We start from the raw sequence: 16495 nt of genomic DNA, 5'->3' as shown, positions 1-16495 counted from the left end.
AAATCCGCTTGTACATAAGATAGGTAAAATTTTATTAAAAAATCTTTTCATCTAATTTTTTTTCCAAAAGTTTTTACTATCCGCTTGTAAAGCGCTTCACAACTTGTTGCATTAGCGATCAAAAATTCAAATCGATTGAAGGTGTATTGACACGAACATTATATAAGAATATGATTTTTATAATAGACATAGAAAGAGAAGGAGTATTGCGAATGTCAAACCATCAAAAAGAAACTTTTCAAAACATTCCGCAAAAGGGGTTTTTTGGACATCCCCGCGGACTCTTCACTTTATTCTTCACTGAATTTTGGGAGCGTTTTTCATACTACGGTATGAGAGCCATCCTTATCTACTATTTGTATACAGAGGTGACAAAAGGCGGCCTCGGATTTGATCAAACCACAGCAAACTCGATTATGGCCGTATACGGTTCCCTCGTCTATATGTCCGGCATCATCGGAGGCTGGATAGCGGACAGGCTCCTCGGAACTGCAAACACCGTGTTTTACGGCGGCGTGCTCATTATGTTCGGACACATACTTTTGTCATTCCCGGGAAGCGTCCCCGCGTTTTTCATCAGCATGTTCTTGATCATCATTGGGACAGGCCTTTTAAAACCAAACGTATCAAGCGTTGTCGGCGAGTTATACAGCCCTGAAGACACCCGCCGCGATTCAGGTTTCAGCATCTTTTATATGGGGATCAACCTTGGCGGATTTCTTGCGCCGATTATCGTCGGCACAGTCGGCCAGACATACAACTACCATCTCGGCTTCAGTCTTGCTGCCATTGGCATGCTGTTCGGGCTGCTGACCTATTTGGCGACACGGAAGAAAAACCTCGGACCTGCCGGAAGAACGGTACCGAATCCGCTGACACCCGCTGAAAGAAAAATGGTGTTCGGACGGATTGGAATTGGTGTTTTGGTGATCGCTGCCATCTTTGGCTATTCCGTCTTTATGGGCTGGATGACAATTGAGCTGTTTACGATGATTGTCAGCTGTCTCGGTATTTTGATCCCGCTGATTTATTTCATCGTTATGTTTAAAAGCTCCAAAACGACGAGTGATGAACGTTCCCGTCTCACAGCTTACATTCCGCTGTTTGTCGCATCGATGATGTTTTGGGCGATTCAGGAACAAGGCGCCAATATTTTAGCCACCTATGCAGATAAACGCACTCATTTAGAATTTTTAGGTGTCCAATTGCACTCATCTTGGTTCCAGTCGCTGAATCCGTTGTTCATCGTTGTGCTTGCACCGGTTTTCGCATGGATTTGGATGAGGCTCGGCAACCGTCAGCCGTCAACACCGACGAAATTTTCACTCGGCTTGATTTTAGCCGGACTTTCATTTGTCGTCATGATTTTCCCTGCTTATATCAACGGCACTGAATCACTTGCCAATCCAATGTGGCTTGTGCTCAGCTTCCTGATCGTCGTTCTAGGGGAATTGTGCTTGTCTCCAGTCGGGCTATCCGCAACGTCAAAGCTGGCTCCTGCGGCATTCTCAGCACAGACGATGAGCCTGTGGTTCCTGTCAAACGCTTCTGCACAGGCTATCAATGCACAGATCGTCAGATTTTACAGCGCTGATACAGAGATCGCCTACTTCGGAGTCATCGGCGGTGTATCCATCCTGCTCGGAATCATTTTGATGTTGCTGTCACCGAAAATTCAGAAATTTATGAAGGGTGTCAATTAAAAAGCAACAGGCGATACTCCTTTTCTGAAGGATTTGCTTCTTGTCCGGCGAATAACTGAATAACCAATCGGTGCAGGATGGGAGGATAAAATTTGGAGATCAAAAAGACGGCAAAGGCCGGATTTGCCGGTGTTGGCTTTTCACAAACCGTTTCATTCGAAGAAGCCCGGGCGAAAAAGCTCCACGGCGTCATTCAGCAGCTGAAAGACCGGCGCGGAGAAATAGTCGGTGTTCAAGAAGACAGCGGCATGTGGGCCATATCGGATCATCACGGCGAAGGGGAATTCACTTTTTATATATTAATGGAGACGGAGAACCTCCCTGAAACCCTTCCGGAAGGAATGATCAGCTATCAGGCGCCCGCTCTAACATATGCTCAGACAAGGCATCCGCAGCATGAGCGGCCTGAAGTGACTTATCAAAAAGTATATCAATGGATCAAAGATCAAGGTCTTCGTTTAAATTGTGACGCTTTTACACAATTGGAATTTTACCCGATGGATGGGGATTTAAACGAACTTGCGTTTGAGATATACATTCCGATTCATTGAGAGATAGCGATGTTAAAGGCAGCCCCCGGAAAAAATTCCGGGGGTTTTCTTTGGGTTTCGTACTCTAGAGTATCGGCGGTCTTTTTTAGCCATCACTTTTAACAAAAGTTTACATACCCTCAAATGATAATTTTCATTGGTTTGCTAGGATAAATGTTATCAAAAGGAGGTTAATATATGAACTTTTACAAAACGCTCGCTTTATCAACACTCGCAGCATCCTTATGGTCTCCCTCATGGAGCAGTCTCCCCCATAACGAAGCTGCGGCTCACAAAGAATTCACGGTGACTGCCGATGCAGAGACAGAGCCGGTGGATACCCCTGACGACGCGGCAGATGACCCGGCGATTTGGGTTCATCCGAAGCAGCCTGAAAAAAGCAGGCTCATCACCACAAACAAAAAGTCGGGCTTAATCGTCTATGATTTGAAGGGAAAACAGCTTGCGGCCTATCCGTTTGGCAAATTAAACAATGTCGACCTGCGCTACAATTTTCCGCTCGATGGCAAAAAAATTGATATTGCCGGGGCCTCAAACCGGTCAGACGGCAAAAACACGGTTGAAATTTACGCCTTTGACGGCGAAAAAAGCAAGCTGAAGAACATCGTCAATCCTCAAAAACCTATTCAAACCGATATCCAGGAGGTATATGGCTTCAGCCTGTATCACAGCCAGAAAACCGGCAAGTTCTACGCCATGGTGACCGGAAAGAACGGAGAATTCGAGCAATATGAACTGTTTGACAACGGAAAAGGACAAGTCGAGGGCAAAAAGGTCCGCTCATTCAAAATGAGCTCTCAAACAGAAGGGCTTGCGGCAGATGATGAATACGGCAAAATGTACATCGCCGAAGAAGACGTTGCGATTTGGTCTTTCAGCGCCGAGCCGGACGGCGGAGATAAAGGAAAAATCGTCGATCGTGCCGACGGACCGCATCTAACTTCTGATATTGAAGGGCTGACGATTTACTACGGAGAAGACGGAGAAGGGTATTTGATCGCGTCCAGTCAGGGCGATAACCGCTATGCCATCTATGACCGGCGCGGGAAAAACGACTACGTCACTGCTTTTTCAATTGAGGACGGCAAAGAAATCGACGGGACAAGCGATACCGATGGAATCGACGTCATCGGCTTCGGCCTCGGCAAAACATATCCATACGGCATCTTTGTCGCCCAAGACGGCGAAAATACGGAAAATGGACAACCGGCCAATCAGAACTTCAAAATTGTCTCCTGGGAAAAAATCGCCGACGCGCTGGACGACAAACCTGATATCGATGATCAGGTCGATCCCCGAAAACTGAAAAACCGAGCCAAATAAGGACGGATCCGCGGGTATTTCCCGCGGATTTTTCACATCCCTTCATGTTAAGATAACAATTAATGGAGGGATGGTATTGCGTCTAAATCTTTATGCTGTAGTGTTTATCATGTTGGCTGTTTTATCAAATGTCGTGCTTCTCTGCGTTTTCGATCAAGGTGTGTTGGCGTATACTTCAGCTGTCATCTTCCTGCTCGCTGCTGCATTTTGCACGAAGCGTCGGCCTGAAGAATGAGGATTCCTAGGCTTTGCGGCTTCTCCGCAAAATGCTCGTTCCGTATGGAACCAGTTTGAGAGCGCCTTTTTTCCGGGTTCCTTTTAAGACGTCCGTATATGTTTCTTCCGGAAGCGAGACCGTGCGGTTTTCCGCTGTAAAATTCATCACGAAAATATAATCGTGGCGGCCGTCTGTGCGGAGCTGGGCGGTGACGCCTTTCGGAAGCTCTGTATCGAGCACTTTGGCAATCCCGCACTCTTCAATGAGCCTCGATATAAACGCCTCTTGGAACGCCGCCTCATTCCTTGAAGCGATATAGTAGGCCTTCCCGTCTCCGAACAAATTGACCGTCAGCGCGGGCCGGCCCGCGTAAAAATCTTCCCCGTACAGAGCGAGCGCTTCGGCTCCTTCTAAATGAATCAGGTCGCAAAGCTCACTGGTTTCATAGCTCCCGCTTAACTCGAGCCGGTTATCTGCATCCATCACAATCGTATTTTTCTGTCCGTCATGAAGCGCATCGATCTCCTCAGACCAAATGCCGAGCGTTTTTCTTAAGCCTCCAGGAAACCCTCCCAAGAACACAAGATCATTCTCATTGACAATGCCCGACCAATAAGTGGCGACAAATGTACCCCCGTTTTGAACGAACTGTTCAATCCTTTCGGCGGTGCCTTCTTTCAGCATGTAGAGCATCGGGGCGACCAAAAGCTTATAGCGGGAGAAATCGGCCTCCATATGAATCACATCAACCGGTACACCTTCACGCCAAAACGGTTCATAAAACGATTTGGCTGTCCGTTCATAATGCATGCCGATATTGCGCGGACCTTGGGCGTCTTCCAAAGCCCAGCGATTCTCCCAGTCAAATATAATCGCGGCCTCGGGTTCGACTGTCGTTCCTGCGACATCCTCAAGTTTTTCGAGCTTTTCCCCAAGTTTTTTTACTTCCTGGAAAACGCGCGTATGCTCTGATCCCGCATGATCAACGACTGCCCCGTGAAACTTTTCGCTTGAGCCGCGGCTTTTCCGCCATTGAAAATACTGAACAGTGTCCGATCCGTGAGCGACTGCCTGTAATGATGACAATTCGTGCATACCGGGGCGCTTCAGCTTGCTGACGTCCTGCCAGTTCGTCATGCTCGGCGTACTTTCCATCAGCATGAACGGCCGGCCGCCTTTAAGAGACCGATTGATATCATGAACAAAAGCAATATCGGCTCCAAGCCGGCTGTCTTCCTGCCGGCTGTTGTGCCATGCCGGATAAGAATCCCACGAGATGACATCAAGCAAGTCGGCGAACTTCCAATAATTCAATCCGGCGTATGTTCCCATAAAATTCGTCGTCACGGGCAGGTCGGGGTTAAAAGAACGGACATGGGCAATTTCATGCCGGCAAAAATCAACCGTCTGATCCGTGACAAAACGCTTCCAGTCCAAATTCAAACCGTGAACAGCATCCTCGCCGTGCGGAGCCGGCGACTCGATCTCGTCCCAATCTGTATAGGTGTGGCTCCAAAACGATGTCCACCATGCATGGTTAAGGCGGTCCAGCGTTTTATATTTCGCGAGCAGCCACTCTCTGAACTTATCTTGGCAAAGTTCACAATGACACTCTCCGCCGTATTCATTGGAGATATGCCAGCCGATGACAGCCGGGTGATGCGCATAGCGCTCCGCAAGCCTTCCGTTTATAATCGCCGTTTTCCTGCGGTAGACAGGCGACGTATAGCAATGATTGTGCCGCTTTCCGTGAAGGTTTCTGATCCGGTTGCGCTCCGTTCTCAGCACCTCGGGATACTTTTTGGACATCCAAGCCGGTCTGGCACCGCTCGGTGTAGCCAAGAACGCATAAATTCCGTTTTCCTTGAAAGTATCAAGAACCTGATCGAGCCAATCAAATGTAAACCTTCCTTCTTCAGGCTCGAGCGAAACCCATGAGAAAATGCCGACAGACATCACATTGCAGCGGGACAGCTTCATCAGGCGGATATCTTCTTTTAAAACGTCCGGATATTTAAGCCATTGATCAGGGTTGTAATCGGCTCCATGCAATAGTCGGGGAACTTTCCGGCTGATCGGGGGATACGGTTTGACCATCGTAAAGTTTCATCCTCTCTTCCTCGTTTTCATATGACGCGGAGACAGACATTAAACGCTTACAAAAACAGGTTGTTAGATTATATACTCTGTTTTCTTCCCTCTTTCCTGCCTGGTGGATGAATTTTCCTGTATGATTGAATTTATCTTTCTTTATTTGTAAAATATAATCTATCATTAACATTTTTAACTTTATTTCCATACACTTGACTAAATCAACTATTTTATTATAATTGATTAAAGCAACGATTTATAGAAAGAGAGGTTTTGAGATGACAGAAATCAATCATTCTATCACATTAAAATTCAGAAAGTTCAATCGATTCTATACAAACGTGCTCGGTTTTCTGAATGAACATATTTATGACAGCCCTTTTTCATTGACGGAAACCCGGATATTATTCGAAATTCACAATACGGCCGATTGTACAGCCAAGCTGATTCAAGATACGCTCGGCCTGGACCGGGGCTATGTCAGCCGGATCCTGAAGCGGTTCGAAAAGGAAAATATGGTCTATAAAAAGAGAAGCGAGGAGGACAGCCGCAACCACTATATCTATTTAACAAGCTTCGGCGAATCCATTTATAAGAAGCTGGAGGCAAAAGCCAATCAGCAAATCGAATACATGCTGAAGCATATCGACGGCCCCCATCAGGAAAAGCTGACGGAGGCGATGAATACAATTGAATCCATATTGTCAGAACACCTGCCGCCCGAAAAATCGGACGTTTCCATAAGAGATTACTATATATCGGACGATATCAAACTAATGATCGAAAAACAACGTGCGTTTTATGCGGAGACACACGGCTGGGACGATTCATTTTTGGATTACCTTCACGAAACATTTGATGCCGATATCGAAAACATCTGGATCGCAGAGAGCGCCGGAAGGTTTGCGGGATGCGTCGGGCTCGTCAAACATCCCGGCAAAACCGTACAGCTCAGATGGTTTCTGGTCGATGCCGCTTTTCGGCATCAGGGAGTCGGCACGCGCCTTTTGAAGCATCTCATCGATTATTGTAAAGACAATCAATTTGAACGGATTTTTCTATGGACGGTAAGTACGATGGCTGAAGCGCGGCCTTTGTATGAAAAATTCGGATTCAGACTGACGGAAGTGAAAGACGAGACTTTATTATGGGGACAGCGGCTCCGGGAAGAACGCTGGGATGCCGAGTTAGGCTGACGAAATGGAGGATCTATGAAACGGAAAATACACTACGCCTGGATTATCGTTTTTGTGACGTTTTTGACGCTTTTGGCCGTTCAAGGAGTGCGCCTTTCTTTCGGGGCCTTTATTCAGCCTTGGGAAGAGGAATTTTCAATGGACAGGGGCACGATTTCGCTTATTTCCATGCTGAGCTTCATTGTCTACGGTGTATCCCAGCCGGTAATCGGCAGGCTTGTCGACCGGTTCGGACCGCGGATCATTTTATCTCTCAGCACGCTTCTGGTCGGCTTGAGCATCTTTTTTACATATCTCGTGACTTCTCCGTGGCAACTGTTTATTTTGTACGGCATCATCGTTTCTCTCGGCGTCGGCGGTGCGTCGAATGTCGCATCGACCGTGATCGTGACCAACTGGTTCAATGAGAAGCGGGGGCTTGCATTCGGCATTATGGAAGCGGGATTCGGCGCGGGGCAGATGCTGCTTGTCCCTGGATCGCTCATGTTGATCCACTGGTTTAACTGGCAAGTGACCGTCATCGTTCTCGGATTGTTTTTAGCTGTTATCGTATTTCCGATCGTCATCTTGTTATTGCGGAATCATCCTTCGGAAAAAAATGTACAGCCGATCGGCGGCACTCAGGGCGGCGAGACAAAAGAAGAGCCGGACGCCCAGCCTAAAAAGATTCCATACAAAGCCGTTTTTCTCAAAAGAACGTTTTGGTTCCTCGTCTTGCCGTTTTTCATTTGCGGATTTACAACGACGGGGTTAATGGATACCCATCTTATCCCTTTTTCGCATGACCACGGGTTTTCGACCGAAGTAACAAGCGCCGCTGTCAGCCTGCTGGCCGGGTTTAACATCATCGGAATTTTGATTTCCGGCGTCGTCGCTGACCGCTGGAGCAGCCGAAAAATTTTGTGCTTTTTATATGCCGTAAGGGCGCTGTCGCTTGTCATTTTGTTGTCGAGCCACAACTCGGTCCTCCTGCTTTGCTTCGCGGTTTTGTTCGGTTTGGTCGACTTTGCGACCGTCGCCCCGACGCAAATGCTCGCAACCCAGTATTTCAGGCAGTACTCCGTCGGGTTCATTCTCGGCTGGCTGTTCCTCAGCCACCAGCTCGGTTCGGCGCTCGGCGCTTATTTGCCGGGCGTCTGGTACAGCCAAACAGGCAACTATAACCTGTCTTTCTACCTTTCAATCGTTATTTTGGCGGCAGCAAGCATTTTGAATATCCTGCTGCCGGAACCTAAAAAAATAAACCCCACACTGAATCAGGAAGGACGTTCAGTCCAGCAATAATGAAAAAACCTGTTTTTGATGTTCAAAAACAGGTTTTTCTTTATCAATTAAGAAGTTTTATTCTTATTGTAAATATCAAATGCAACGGCAATCAGAAGGACGAGGCCTTTAATTGCTTGCTGCCAGTCGATGCCCAGACCGAGCAGCGACATGCCGTTGTTCATGACCCCCATGACAAGGCCGCCGATGATGGCCCCGCCGATCGTGCCGATTCCGCCGTAAGCTGAAGCACCGCCGATGAAGCAGGCCGCAATGGCGTCAAGTTCAAACAGGTTTCCTGCTTTCGGAGTGGCCGCGTTTAAACGGGCGGCAAAAATCAATCCGGAAAGAGCAGCTAAGACGCCCATATTGACGAAAACCATAAAGGTAAGCCGTTTTGTTTTGATTCCTGAAAGCTCGGCTGCTTTTTCATTGCCGCCGATTGCGTAGATTCTCCGCCCGATGACGGTTTTTTTCATAACGAATGTATACCCGGCGATTAAGATGAACAATGTGATCAAAATGAGAGGTATGCCTTCGTACGTCGCGAGAATGTAGGTAAAAAGGTTGATAATGGCGATGATAAAAAACACCTTAACTGCAAACAGACCTTTTCCCTGCAAGTCAAATTGGAATTTCTTCTGCATGTTTCTCTGCTGAAGCTGATACACGAGATAAAGAATCGACACTCCCGCTCCGGCGACAATCGTCGTCATATGGAGCGCGCCTCCGTTCAGCCAGTCCGGGATAAAGCCGGACGCCATTTTTTGAAAGGACACGGGAAATGGAGCGATCGATTTCCCCTCAAGCACGATCATCGTGAGTCCTCTGAACAATAGCATTCCCGCCAGCGTCACGATGAAGGCCGGAATCTTGACATAAGCGATCCAAAATCCCTGCCAGGCGCCGATTGCCGCTCCCAGAAGCAACGACAGAACGACCGCCGCAAACAGCGGCATATCGTTTTCGATGATCATCATTGCGGAGACGGCGCCGACAAAAGCGGCGACTGAACCGACTGATAAATCAATGTGTCCCGTAATGATGACGAGCATCATCCCGATGGCTAAAATGAGAATGTAGCTGTTTTGCAAAATCAAGTTCGTAATGTTCAGCGGCCTCAGCAAAATTCCGTCTGTCAGTATTTGAAACAGTAGCATAATAAACACGAGCGCAATGACCATGCTGTATTTCCGGATGTTCTGCTTATACATGTCGCGAAACAGCTGAAAGTAACCGGGCTGAGCGCGGTCTTTATCCGTTTGCACCGGTGTCTGCATACGCCTCTCCCCCTCTCTTCATGCGGATGGTCATATATTTCATCAGCTTCTCCTGATCAGCTTCTTCTTTGGAAAATTCAGCGGTGATTTCCCCTTCACACATCGTATAGATTCTGTCGCACATTCCCAGCAGCTCGGGAAGCTCCGAAGAAATCATAATAACCGCTTTACCTGCTTCGGCAAGCTGATTGATGACGCCATAGATTTCGTATTTGGCGCCGACATCGATGCCGCGCGTCGGTTCATCCAAAATTAAAATGTCAGGCTCCGCAAAAATCCACTTGCTCAGCATGACCTTCTGCTGGTTGCCTCCGCTTAAATTTCCGGTCCGCTGGCCGATGTCGGGCGTCTTGATGTTCAATTTCCTGCGAAAATCCTCCGCTTCATGTTTTTCGCGGCGCTCGTCCATCACCAATCGTCTCGACACCTTCTCCAGTTTGGACAGCGTAATGTTTTCTTTAATGCTGTCATCCAGAATCAGACCGTTTCCTTTCCGGTCCTCCGTCACATAGACGATGCCGTTTTTAATGGCTTCTTCAGGGTGGCGGATGTAAAGCTCCCGCCCGTCTTTTTCGATTGTGCCGGAGATGTTTTTTCCGTATGATCTTCCAAAGATGCTCATCGCCAGCTCCGTCCTTCCGGAGCCCATCAAGCCGGCAATTCCTGCGATCTCGCCTCTTTTGACGGAAAGGGCCGCCGTGTTTACCACTTTGCGGTCCTGTTGAAGAGGATGATGAACTGTCCAATCCTTCACTTCAAAGATGACGTCCCCGATCTTGGCGCTTCTGGCAGGATAGCGGTTTTGCAGCTCCCTGCCGACCATGCCTCTGATGATCCGGTTTTCGGTCAATTGCCCGCTTTGCACATCAAGCGTTTCGATCGTCTGTCCGTCTCGGAGCACGGTAATCGAATCTGCGACGTTCGTAACCTCATTTAATTTATGGGAAATCATAATTGAAGAGATCCCCTGTTTTTTCAGTTCGAGTAAGAGCCGCAGCAGATTCTCGCTGTCCGCTTCATTTAAAGCCGCAGTCGGTTCATCCAAAATCAAGAGCTGCACCTTTTTTGCCAGCGCTTTGGCGATTTCAACAAGCTGCTGCTTTCCGACGCCGATTTGGGAAACAAGCATATCCGGAGATTCATGAAGCCCGACTTTTTTCATTAACTCGAGCGTTTCCAGCTTCGTTTTTCGCCAATTGATGACGCCGCGGCTCGCCTGTTCATTGCCCAAAAAAAGATTTTCCGCAATGGAAAGCTGGGGGACGAGCGCCAGCTCCTGGTGGATGATGACGATCCCCGCTTCCTCGCTTTGCTTAATATTTTTGAATTGGCATACTTCCCCTTTATACAAAATGTCGCCCGTATACGTACCGTACGGATATACACCGCTCAGCACCTTCATCAAAGTCGACTTGCCCGCCCCGTTTTCACCACAGAGGGCATGGATTTCGCCCGCTTTAACGCGGAGGTGGACATTGTCGAGCGCTTTGACGCCGGGAAACTCCTTCGTGATGCCTCTCATCTCCAAAATGCAATCGGACATCGGATCACTTCCCTAATTCCGATTCTTTATAGTAACCGCCGTCAACGAGCACTTTTTTATAGTTCTCTTTATCGACGACGACCGGCTCAAGCAGGTAGGACGGAACGACCTTCTCTCCGTTGTCATACGTCTTTGTGTCATTGACTTCCGCTTTTTCGCCTTTTAAGACGGATGTCGCCATCTCAACGGCTTTTTTCGCCAGCTCTCTCGTATCTTTGAAAATGGTTGAGGTCTGCTCTCCTTTAATGATCGAGTTCACGGAAGCAAGCTCCGCATCCTGTCCCGTAATAACCGGCAGCGGCTTCTTGTCCGATCCGTAGCCCGCACCTTTTAAGGATGAAATGATTCCGATGCTGATCCCGTCATACGGTGAAAGCACCGCATCAAGCTTCGCTTTTGTATAATGCGCGCTCAGCAAATTGTCCATCCGGGATTGTGCGGTTGCGCCGTCCCACCTGAGCGTCGCACCTTGCTCAAATGAAGTCTGGCCGCTCAATACCTTTAATTTGCCCGAATCGATATAAGGCTTCAAAACAGACATGGCGCCGTCAAAAAAGAAATGCGCGTTGTTGTCGTCGGGCGATCCTGCGAACAATTCGATGTTGAACGGCCCTTTTTTGTCTTTTAAGCCAAGCTTTTCTTCAATATATTTCCCTTGGAGTTCTCCGACTTTATGATTGTCAAATGTCGCATAATAGTCGACATGTTTGCTGTTCATAAGCAGCCGGTCATAGGAAATGACTTTAATATCCTGCTTATTTGCTTTTTCAAGGACGTCGGTCAGCGCTTCCCCGTCAATCGAAGCAATGACGAGGACATTGACGCCTTTTGTAATCATATTCTCGATTTGTGAGACTTGGTTTTCAACGACATCTTCCGCATACTGCAGATCCGTTTTATACCCGAGTTTTTCAAACTCTTTCACCATATATTTCCCGTCATACACCCAGCGTTCCGATGACTTTGTCGGCATTGAGATTCCGACGTAGCCTTTGTCTCCCCCTCCGCTCGCCTGATTCCCCGAACAGGCGGAAACAATAAGACAGAAAAGCATTGCAGTGATCAACAGCCAGCATTTTTTCATGCTTGGTATCCCCCTTTTGATTTCTCCCATCATGAATCATGCCAACTGTACCATGTCTTTCGAAGGTCCGTCTTTTGAATTAATTAACTATTTTTATAAAAATCAGACTTTTTTAAAGCGCTTACATTACAATTTTCTCCCTGTTCGTTCAATTCCCGACATGCGTCGGTACTGATTGGGGGATACTCCCATCGTTTTTTTAAATACCGTGCTGAAATAGTGCTGTGTATCATACCCCGTTTGTTCGGCAATATCGTGAATTGAAAGAGGGGTTGTCTCTAACAGGTGAACCGCTTGATCTATGCGCATCTCGGTCAAAAGCTGAACAAATGTCATGCCGAGCTCCTTCTTCATGATCCTGCTCAAATAGACGGACGAAACTTGAAGCGCATCTGCCGTCTGTTTTAAAGAAAACTCCCTTTCAGTGAAATGCTTTTGCATATATTCTTTGGCCCTCGTGACAACCGGCGAGATATTAAATGCTTTCGAGACTTGCTGTCTGCAATGCTGATAGCATTGCGCAGCTGAGCGGCCGTTTTCAGCAAGCTTCGCGAAGCAGACGGCGGCGCTTGCCTGCATTTCAGCTTCGATCATCTCTGCAAGCGCCTGCTGTTCAGCTTCTGTAACAGAGCGCCACAGGCAGGCGACGATCAGGCGGTCTCCGTCGAAAAAAACAGCCTTATCCCGTTCAGCGGCAAAGAAGCGTTCTACTTTTTCTTTCAGACTGTCGGCTTCAGACGGCTTGTTCCATACATGCCCGGCCGCGATGACACCGAGCGTCTCAGGATAGCGGGCCGGCAGACGGAGGCATTCGAGCTGCCGGTAAACGCCTTCTTCCACTGCCCGGCCTTCGATCCAGCTTCTGAAAACATGCTCTTTCAGAAGGCCGAGGTTTTGTTGAATATGCTGCTCGGCAAGCTTTTGCTCGCTGAGCTTCTTTTTTTCAGCTGCCAGCGACAAGCTGATCTTTTCGAGCACTTGTTCTAGATGAGCGGGATCGACCGGCTTTAACAAATAATCATCGACATTCAGCCGGATTGCTTCTTGCGCGTATGCAAACTGATCGTAGCCCGTCACGATGACAAAGCGGCACTGCGGCAGGGCGCCGCGGAGCTTTTTCATCAGCGTGATTCCGTTGACGATCGGCATATTCAAGTCGACAATCAATAAGTCGATGCCGTGTTTGAGAGCGAGCTCAAATGCCTCCTCGCCATTCTCCGCTTCAGCCGACACCGACATTTGATAGCGCTCCCAAGAGACGGCATCCCGTATTCCTTCCCGAATCCACGGTTCATCATCGGCAATCAGTACGCGCCAACATTCACTCAAGGCTTGTTCCCCCTTTTGTTAAGATTGGGAGCCGTATTGTGACGGCGGTTCCGGCTCCTTTTCGGCTTTGAACCGTTAAACCGTACGGCTCGCCAAATGTAAGGGCGATCCGTTCATGGACGTTGATCATGCCGTAGCCCGCTGTATCATCCCTGTGTTTGAATTGATCGGTTATTTGCTTTAGCGTCTCTTCATCCATTCCGGCTCCGTCATCCTCGATTTTGATAATCAGCGAGCCGTCTTCCTCCATGCCTTTGATCGTAATATGACCCGGCCCCTTTTTTTCTTTAATTCCGTGATAAATCGCATTTTCGACAATCGGCTGAAGCACGAGCTTTAATATCAGGCGGTCGTCACAAAGTCCGGTCATTTCGATTGAGTAGTTTAATTTATCGCGGTATCGCGCTTTTTGGATTTTCAAATAGTTTTCAACATGTGCAAATTCATCAGACAGCGGAATGATATCTTTCCCTTTGCTCAAGGAGATGCGGAACAGCTTGGATAAAGCCTGCACGAGACCGCTGACCTCTACCGCTCCTTTCTTCCTCGCCATCCAATTGATTGTATCCAGCGTGTTGTAGAGAAAATGAGGGTTGATCTGCGCCTGCAGCGCCCTTAATTCGGCTTCTCTTTTTTGGCGCTCTTGTCTTTCTGTGACCGACATCAGCTCCCTGATTCTCATCATCAGGCGATTGAAGCTTTTTCCCAAAAGCCCGATTTCATCTTCCCTTTCCTCCTGATAAAATGTTGAAAAATTCCCGCTTTCCGCCGTTTTCATGACAGCATTCAGCTTCAAAATCGGCCGCGACATGGAATGGGACAAATAATAGGAAGCAGACATTCCGAGAAACGCCGCCGTCAGTAAAAACAAAAGCACATACAAGTGGATTTCCTTCACTTCGAATACGGGTTCACCCGCTTTAAAAACGCCGACCGTTGTCCAGTTCGTAAAGGAAGACGTCTCATAAATGAATTGATATTCCTCTCCCTTGATCCGCTTCGAAAAATATCCGGACCGGTCTTGACTGAACCACTTTTTCGGCAGAAACAGCTTTGAGGTCTCCGGTGCATAAATATTGCCGCCATTTTCATCCATGATCATCAAATAACCCGTTTTCCCCAAGCGGATATTTTTTGTCGCTTCTGCGAGGACGCGCAGCTTCAAATCGATGAGTACAACACCTTTCACACGCTGTGTCTCAGGATCGATAACAGCTCTGACGGCAGAAACGACCTCGTCTTCTCTGTAGTGCACATGGCTTCTGATATTCCGGTTGACAGGCTTTCCGATCATCTTGAAAATCCCTTCATTAGCTACAGCCGCCAGATACCACGGTTCTTTTGTCAAATCTGTCGGCGTCCGTTCATACATCTCATTGCTGATCATCTCACCCTTATCATTGACGACGAGAATGCCCGCGGCTTCAGAATATAAAGAAGTCAGGCCCTGCAAAAACGTCCTTCTCTTATAATCCGCCTCTCCATCCTCTTTTTCATGATTAAAAAATGCTTCCATTTCTTCATTCATTGATATTAAATATGTCAGGTTTTGCATGTGGCTGACATATACTTCAGCCGTCTTGTTCACTTCGCCGATCAGCTGCAGTGTTTGGTCGATCACCTGTTTTTCAATAATATTTTCAACGGCCCATCCCGATAAAATACCGAGGCCGATCGTCGGCAGCATGCTGATTAGTAAGAGAAGGCTGATCAGCTTATGACGGATCGGCGCATTGTTGATCAAACGTTTAATCATTCGCATAATAGGCTGCCATATTTTCTTTCGTTATGATCGTAATGCCTGTATCGATCGCTGCCGGAAGCGGGCGTTCTTGCTTCAAATGGTGATTTGAGAAAAACAGCATGTGCAGCGACCAATAGCCCATTTGCCATGTGTCCTGACCCATTGTCGCGGAAATCGACCCGCTTTTGATACCGTCCAGCGTTTTCTTGTCTTTATCAAAGCCGATAATACATACTTCCCTTTCAAGTCCCGCCGCCTTCACAGCCCGGGCCACACCGCTCGCTCCATTGGCTTCTGTCGTGAAAATCCCTTTGATGGATGGATTTTTTTCCAGAATCTTCGCTGCTTCTTTTTTCGACGTCAGCTCATCCCCTTTTCCGTCCAAAACCGCGGCGACCTTCATGTTCGGGTATTTTTGCTTGATCGTTTGTTCAAAGCCCTTCGTCCTTTCCTGGTGATTGTACTGCCGCGGCTGGGTAATGATTGCGGTTTCTCCCTTTCCATCTAAAAACTCGGCCATTCGCCTTGCGGCCTCAGCACCCGCTTTCATATTATTTGTGCCGACATATGTAGAGGCTTTGCTGAGCGGGGCGTCTGAATCGAATAAAACGAGCGGAATACCCTGCTCATGCGCCTTGTCAATGACAGGGTTTAAAGCTTTGGGATCTATTGCCGAAAGTGCGATCCCCGCCGGCTTTTTTGCAATGACCTGCTCGAGGACGGTCGTCTGCTCATGGACATCATAATGGGCCGCCCCCCGATACTCGACAGTGACGTTGAAAAGCTGCGCGGCATCCTCAAAGCCTTTCAGGCCGCTCTTCCAATATTCGATTCCCGATTGAAACGTGACCATCACATATTTTTCGGACAGACTTCCGGCCGCCGGCCTTTTGCTTGCTTCTGTAGATCCGGTTTGATCGCCCCGGGAGTAGTCGTAGACATACAGAAAAAACAAACAAAGCATCACGGCATAAACAACTAACAGCTTCTTCATCTTCATCCCCCTGTTGGTCAGAGGACAAGACAGCGTTTACAATCTATCATGAAGTATATATTTGGCCGCATATTTTTCTTAGAATCCAGCTGAGGCATCCTGACAGAAATTTCGCCCGTCCCCTTTTTCATCACAAACAGACAATTTCCCCCCTTGTTTATATGAAATATCTAATCT

13 protein-coding genes are annotated in these 16495 nt (G+C 47.9%); 6 read left to right on the top strand and 7 right to left on the bottom strand.

Annotation, left to right across the window (positions count from 1 at the left end):
- Positions 1 to 212: 212 nt before the first annotated feature.
- From CP943_RS02630 to CP943_RS22385, 4 genes are all read left to right on the top strand, one after another.
- Positions 213 to 1703: a peptide MFS transporter gene (locus tag CP943_RS02630; protein ID WP_020450157.1), complete on the top strand. Its 1491-nt coding sequence runs from the start codon at positions 213 to 215 to the stop codon at positions 1701 to 1703.
- 92 nt (positions 1704 to 1795) lie between these two features.
- Positions 1796 to 2254, top strand: coding sequence for a GyrI-like domain-containing protein (locus CP943_RS02625; protein ID WP_020450156.1), 459 nt, complete (start codon positions 1796 to 1798; stop codon positions 2252 to 2254).
- A 177-nt stretch (positions 2255 to 2431) separates the two neighbouring features.
- Complete coding sequence (locus tag CP943_RS02620; protein WP_020450155.1) at positions 2432 to 3577, top strand: phytase; 1146 nt, start codon at positions 2432 to 2434, stop codon at positions 3575 to 3577.
- A 76-nt stretch (positions 3578 to 3653) separates the two neighbouring features.
- On the top strand, positions 3654 to 3812 hold the full coding sequence (locus CP943_RS22385; RefSeq protein WP_165389270.1) for a hypothetical protein: 159 nt from the start codon (positions 3654 to 3656) through the stop codon (positions 3810 to 3812).
- A 6-nt stretch (positions 3813 to 3818) separates the two neighbouring features.
- On the opposite strand, the gene CP943_RS02615 is transcribed toward CP943_RS22385, so the two are convergent.
- Complete coding sequence (locus CP943_RS02615) at positions 3819 to 5891, bottom strand: beta-galactosidase (RefSeq protein WP_105980705.1); 2073 nt, start codon at positions 5889 to 5891, stop codon at positions 3819 to 3821.
- Between the two features lie 272 nt (positions 5892 to 6163).
- On the opposite strand from CP943_RS02615, the gene CP943_RS02610 reads away from it, so the two are divergent.
- Both CP943_RS02610 and CP943_RS02605 read left to right on the top strand, forming a co-directional pair.
- Entirely contained in the window at positions 6164 to 7081 is a 918-nt protein-coding gene (locus CP943_RS02610) for a bifunctional helix-turn-helix transcriptional regulator/GNAT family N-acetyltransferase (RefSeq protein WP_020450152.1), read from the top strand.
- Between the two features lie 15 nt (positions 7082 to 7096).
- Positions 7097 to 8365, top strand: coding sequence for an MFS transporter (locus CP943_RS02605; RefSeq protein WP_105980704.1), 1269 nt, complete (start codon positions 7097 to 7099; stop codon positions 8363 to 8365).
- A gap of 47 nt (positions 8366 to 8412) precedes the next feature.
- On the opposite strand, the gene mmsB is transcribed toward CP943_RS02605, so the two are convergent.
- The 6 genes from mmsB to CP943_RS02575 form a co-directional block, all read right to left on the bottom strand.
- Positions 8413 to 9624: a multiple monosaccharide ABC transporter permease gene (gene mmsB / locus CP943_RS02600; protein WP_020450150.1), complete on the bottom strand. Its 1212-nt coding sequence runs from the start codon at positions 9622 to 9624 to the stop codon at positions 8413 to 8415.
- Positions 9599 to 11167 carry a multiple monosaccharide ABC transporter ATP-binding protein gene (gene mmsA, locus CP943_RS02595; RefSeq protein WP_105980703.1) on the bottom strand — a complete coding sequence of 523 codons (1569 nt, stop codon included), beginning with the start codon at positions 11165 to 11167 and terminating at the stop codon, positions 9599 to 9601. Before mmsA ends, mmsB begins: the two co-directional genes overlap by 26 nt.
- Positions 11168 to 11171: 4 nt before the next feature.
- On the bottom strand, positions 11172 to 12251 hold the full coding sequence (gene chvE / locus CP943_RS02590) for a multiple monosaccharide ABC transporter substrate-binding protein (protein WP_025809534.1): 1080 nt from the start codon (positions 12249 to 12251) through the stop codon (positions 11172 to 11174).
- A gap of 126 nt (positions 12252 to 12377) precedes the next feature.
- Entirely contained in the window at positions 12378 to 13580 is a 1203-nt protein-coding gene (locus CP943_RS02585; RefSeq protein WP_105980702.1) for a response regulator transcription factor, read from the bottom strand.
- Complete coding sequence (locus tag CP943_RS02580; protein ID WP_199792120.1) at positions 13573 to 15336, bottom strand: cache domain-containing sensor histidine kinase; 1764 nt, start codon at positions 15334 to 15336, stop codon at positions 13573 to 13575. The genes CP943_RS02585 and CP943_RS02580 overlap by 8 nt, the downstream gene beginning before the upstream one ends.
- Positions 15329 to 16318 carry a substrate-binding domain-containing protein gene (locus CP943_RS02575; RefSeq protein ID WP_105981347.1) on the bottom strand — a complete coding sequence of 330 codons (990 nt, stop codon included), beginning with the start codon at positions 16316 to 16318 and terminating at the stop codon, positions 15329 to 15331. Before CP943_RS02575 ends, CP943_RS02580 begins: the two co-directional genes overlap by 8 nt.
- Between the last annotated feature and the right edge of the window lie 177 nt (positions 16319 to 16495).

Origin of the sequence: Bacillus paralicheniformis (assembly GCF_002993925.1) — a bacterium.
Lineage (GTDB): Bacteria > Bacillota > Bacilli > Bacillales > Bacillaceae > Bacillus > Bacillus paralicheniformis.
This window is presented reverse-complemented; position numbering and strand designations above follow the sequence as displayed.

Bases quoted from the DNA above. Each gene is read 5' to 3' on its own strand.
- CP943_RS02630 (WP_020450157.1), top strand. From the start codon at position 213: ATGTCAAACCATCAAAAAGAAACTTTTCAAAACATTCCGCAAAAGGGG.
- CP943_RS02620 (WP_020450155.1), top strand. From the start codon at position 2,432: ATGAACTTTTACAAAACGCTCGCTTTATCAACACTCGCAGCATCCTTA.
- CP943_RS02615 (WP_105980705.1), bottom strand. From the start codon at position 5,891: ATGGTCAAACCGTATCCCCCGATCAGCCGGAAAGTTCCCCGACTATTG.
- CP943_RS02610 (WP_020450152.1), top strand. From the start codon at position 6,164: ATGACAGAAATCAATCATTCTATCACATTAAAATTCAGAAAGTTCAAT.
- CP943_RS02605 (WP_105980704.1), top strand. From the start codon at position 7,097: ATGAAACGGAAAATACACTACGCCTGGATTATCGTTTTTGTGACGTTT.
- mmsB (WP_020450150.1), bottom strand. From the start codon at position 9,624: ATGCAGACACCGGTGCAAACGGATAAAGACCGCGCTCAGCCCGGTTAC.
- mmsA (WP_105980703.1), bottom strand. From the start codon at position 11,167: ATGTCCGATTGCATTTTGGAGATGAGAGGCATCACGAAGGAGTTTCCC.
- chvE (WP_025809534.1), bottom strand. From the start codon at position 12,251: ATGAAAAAATGCTGGCTGTTGATCACTGCAATGCTTTTCTGTCTTATT.
- CP943_RS02580 (WP_199792120.1), bottom strand. From the start codon at position 15,336: ATGATTAAACGTTTGATCAACAATGCGCCGATCCGTCATAAGCTGATC.
- CP943_RS02575 (WP_105981347.1), bottom strand. From the start codon at position 16,318: ATGAAGAAGCTGTTAGTTGTTTATGCCGTGATGCTTTGTTTGTTTTTT.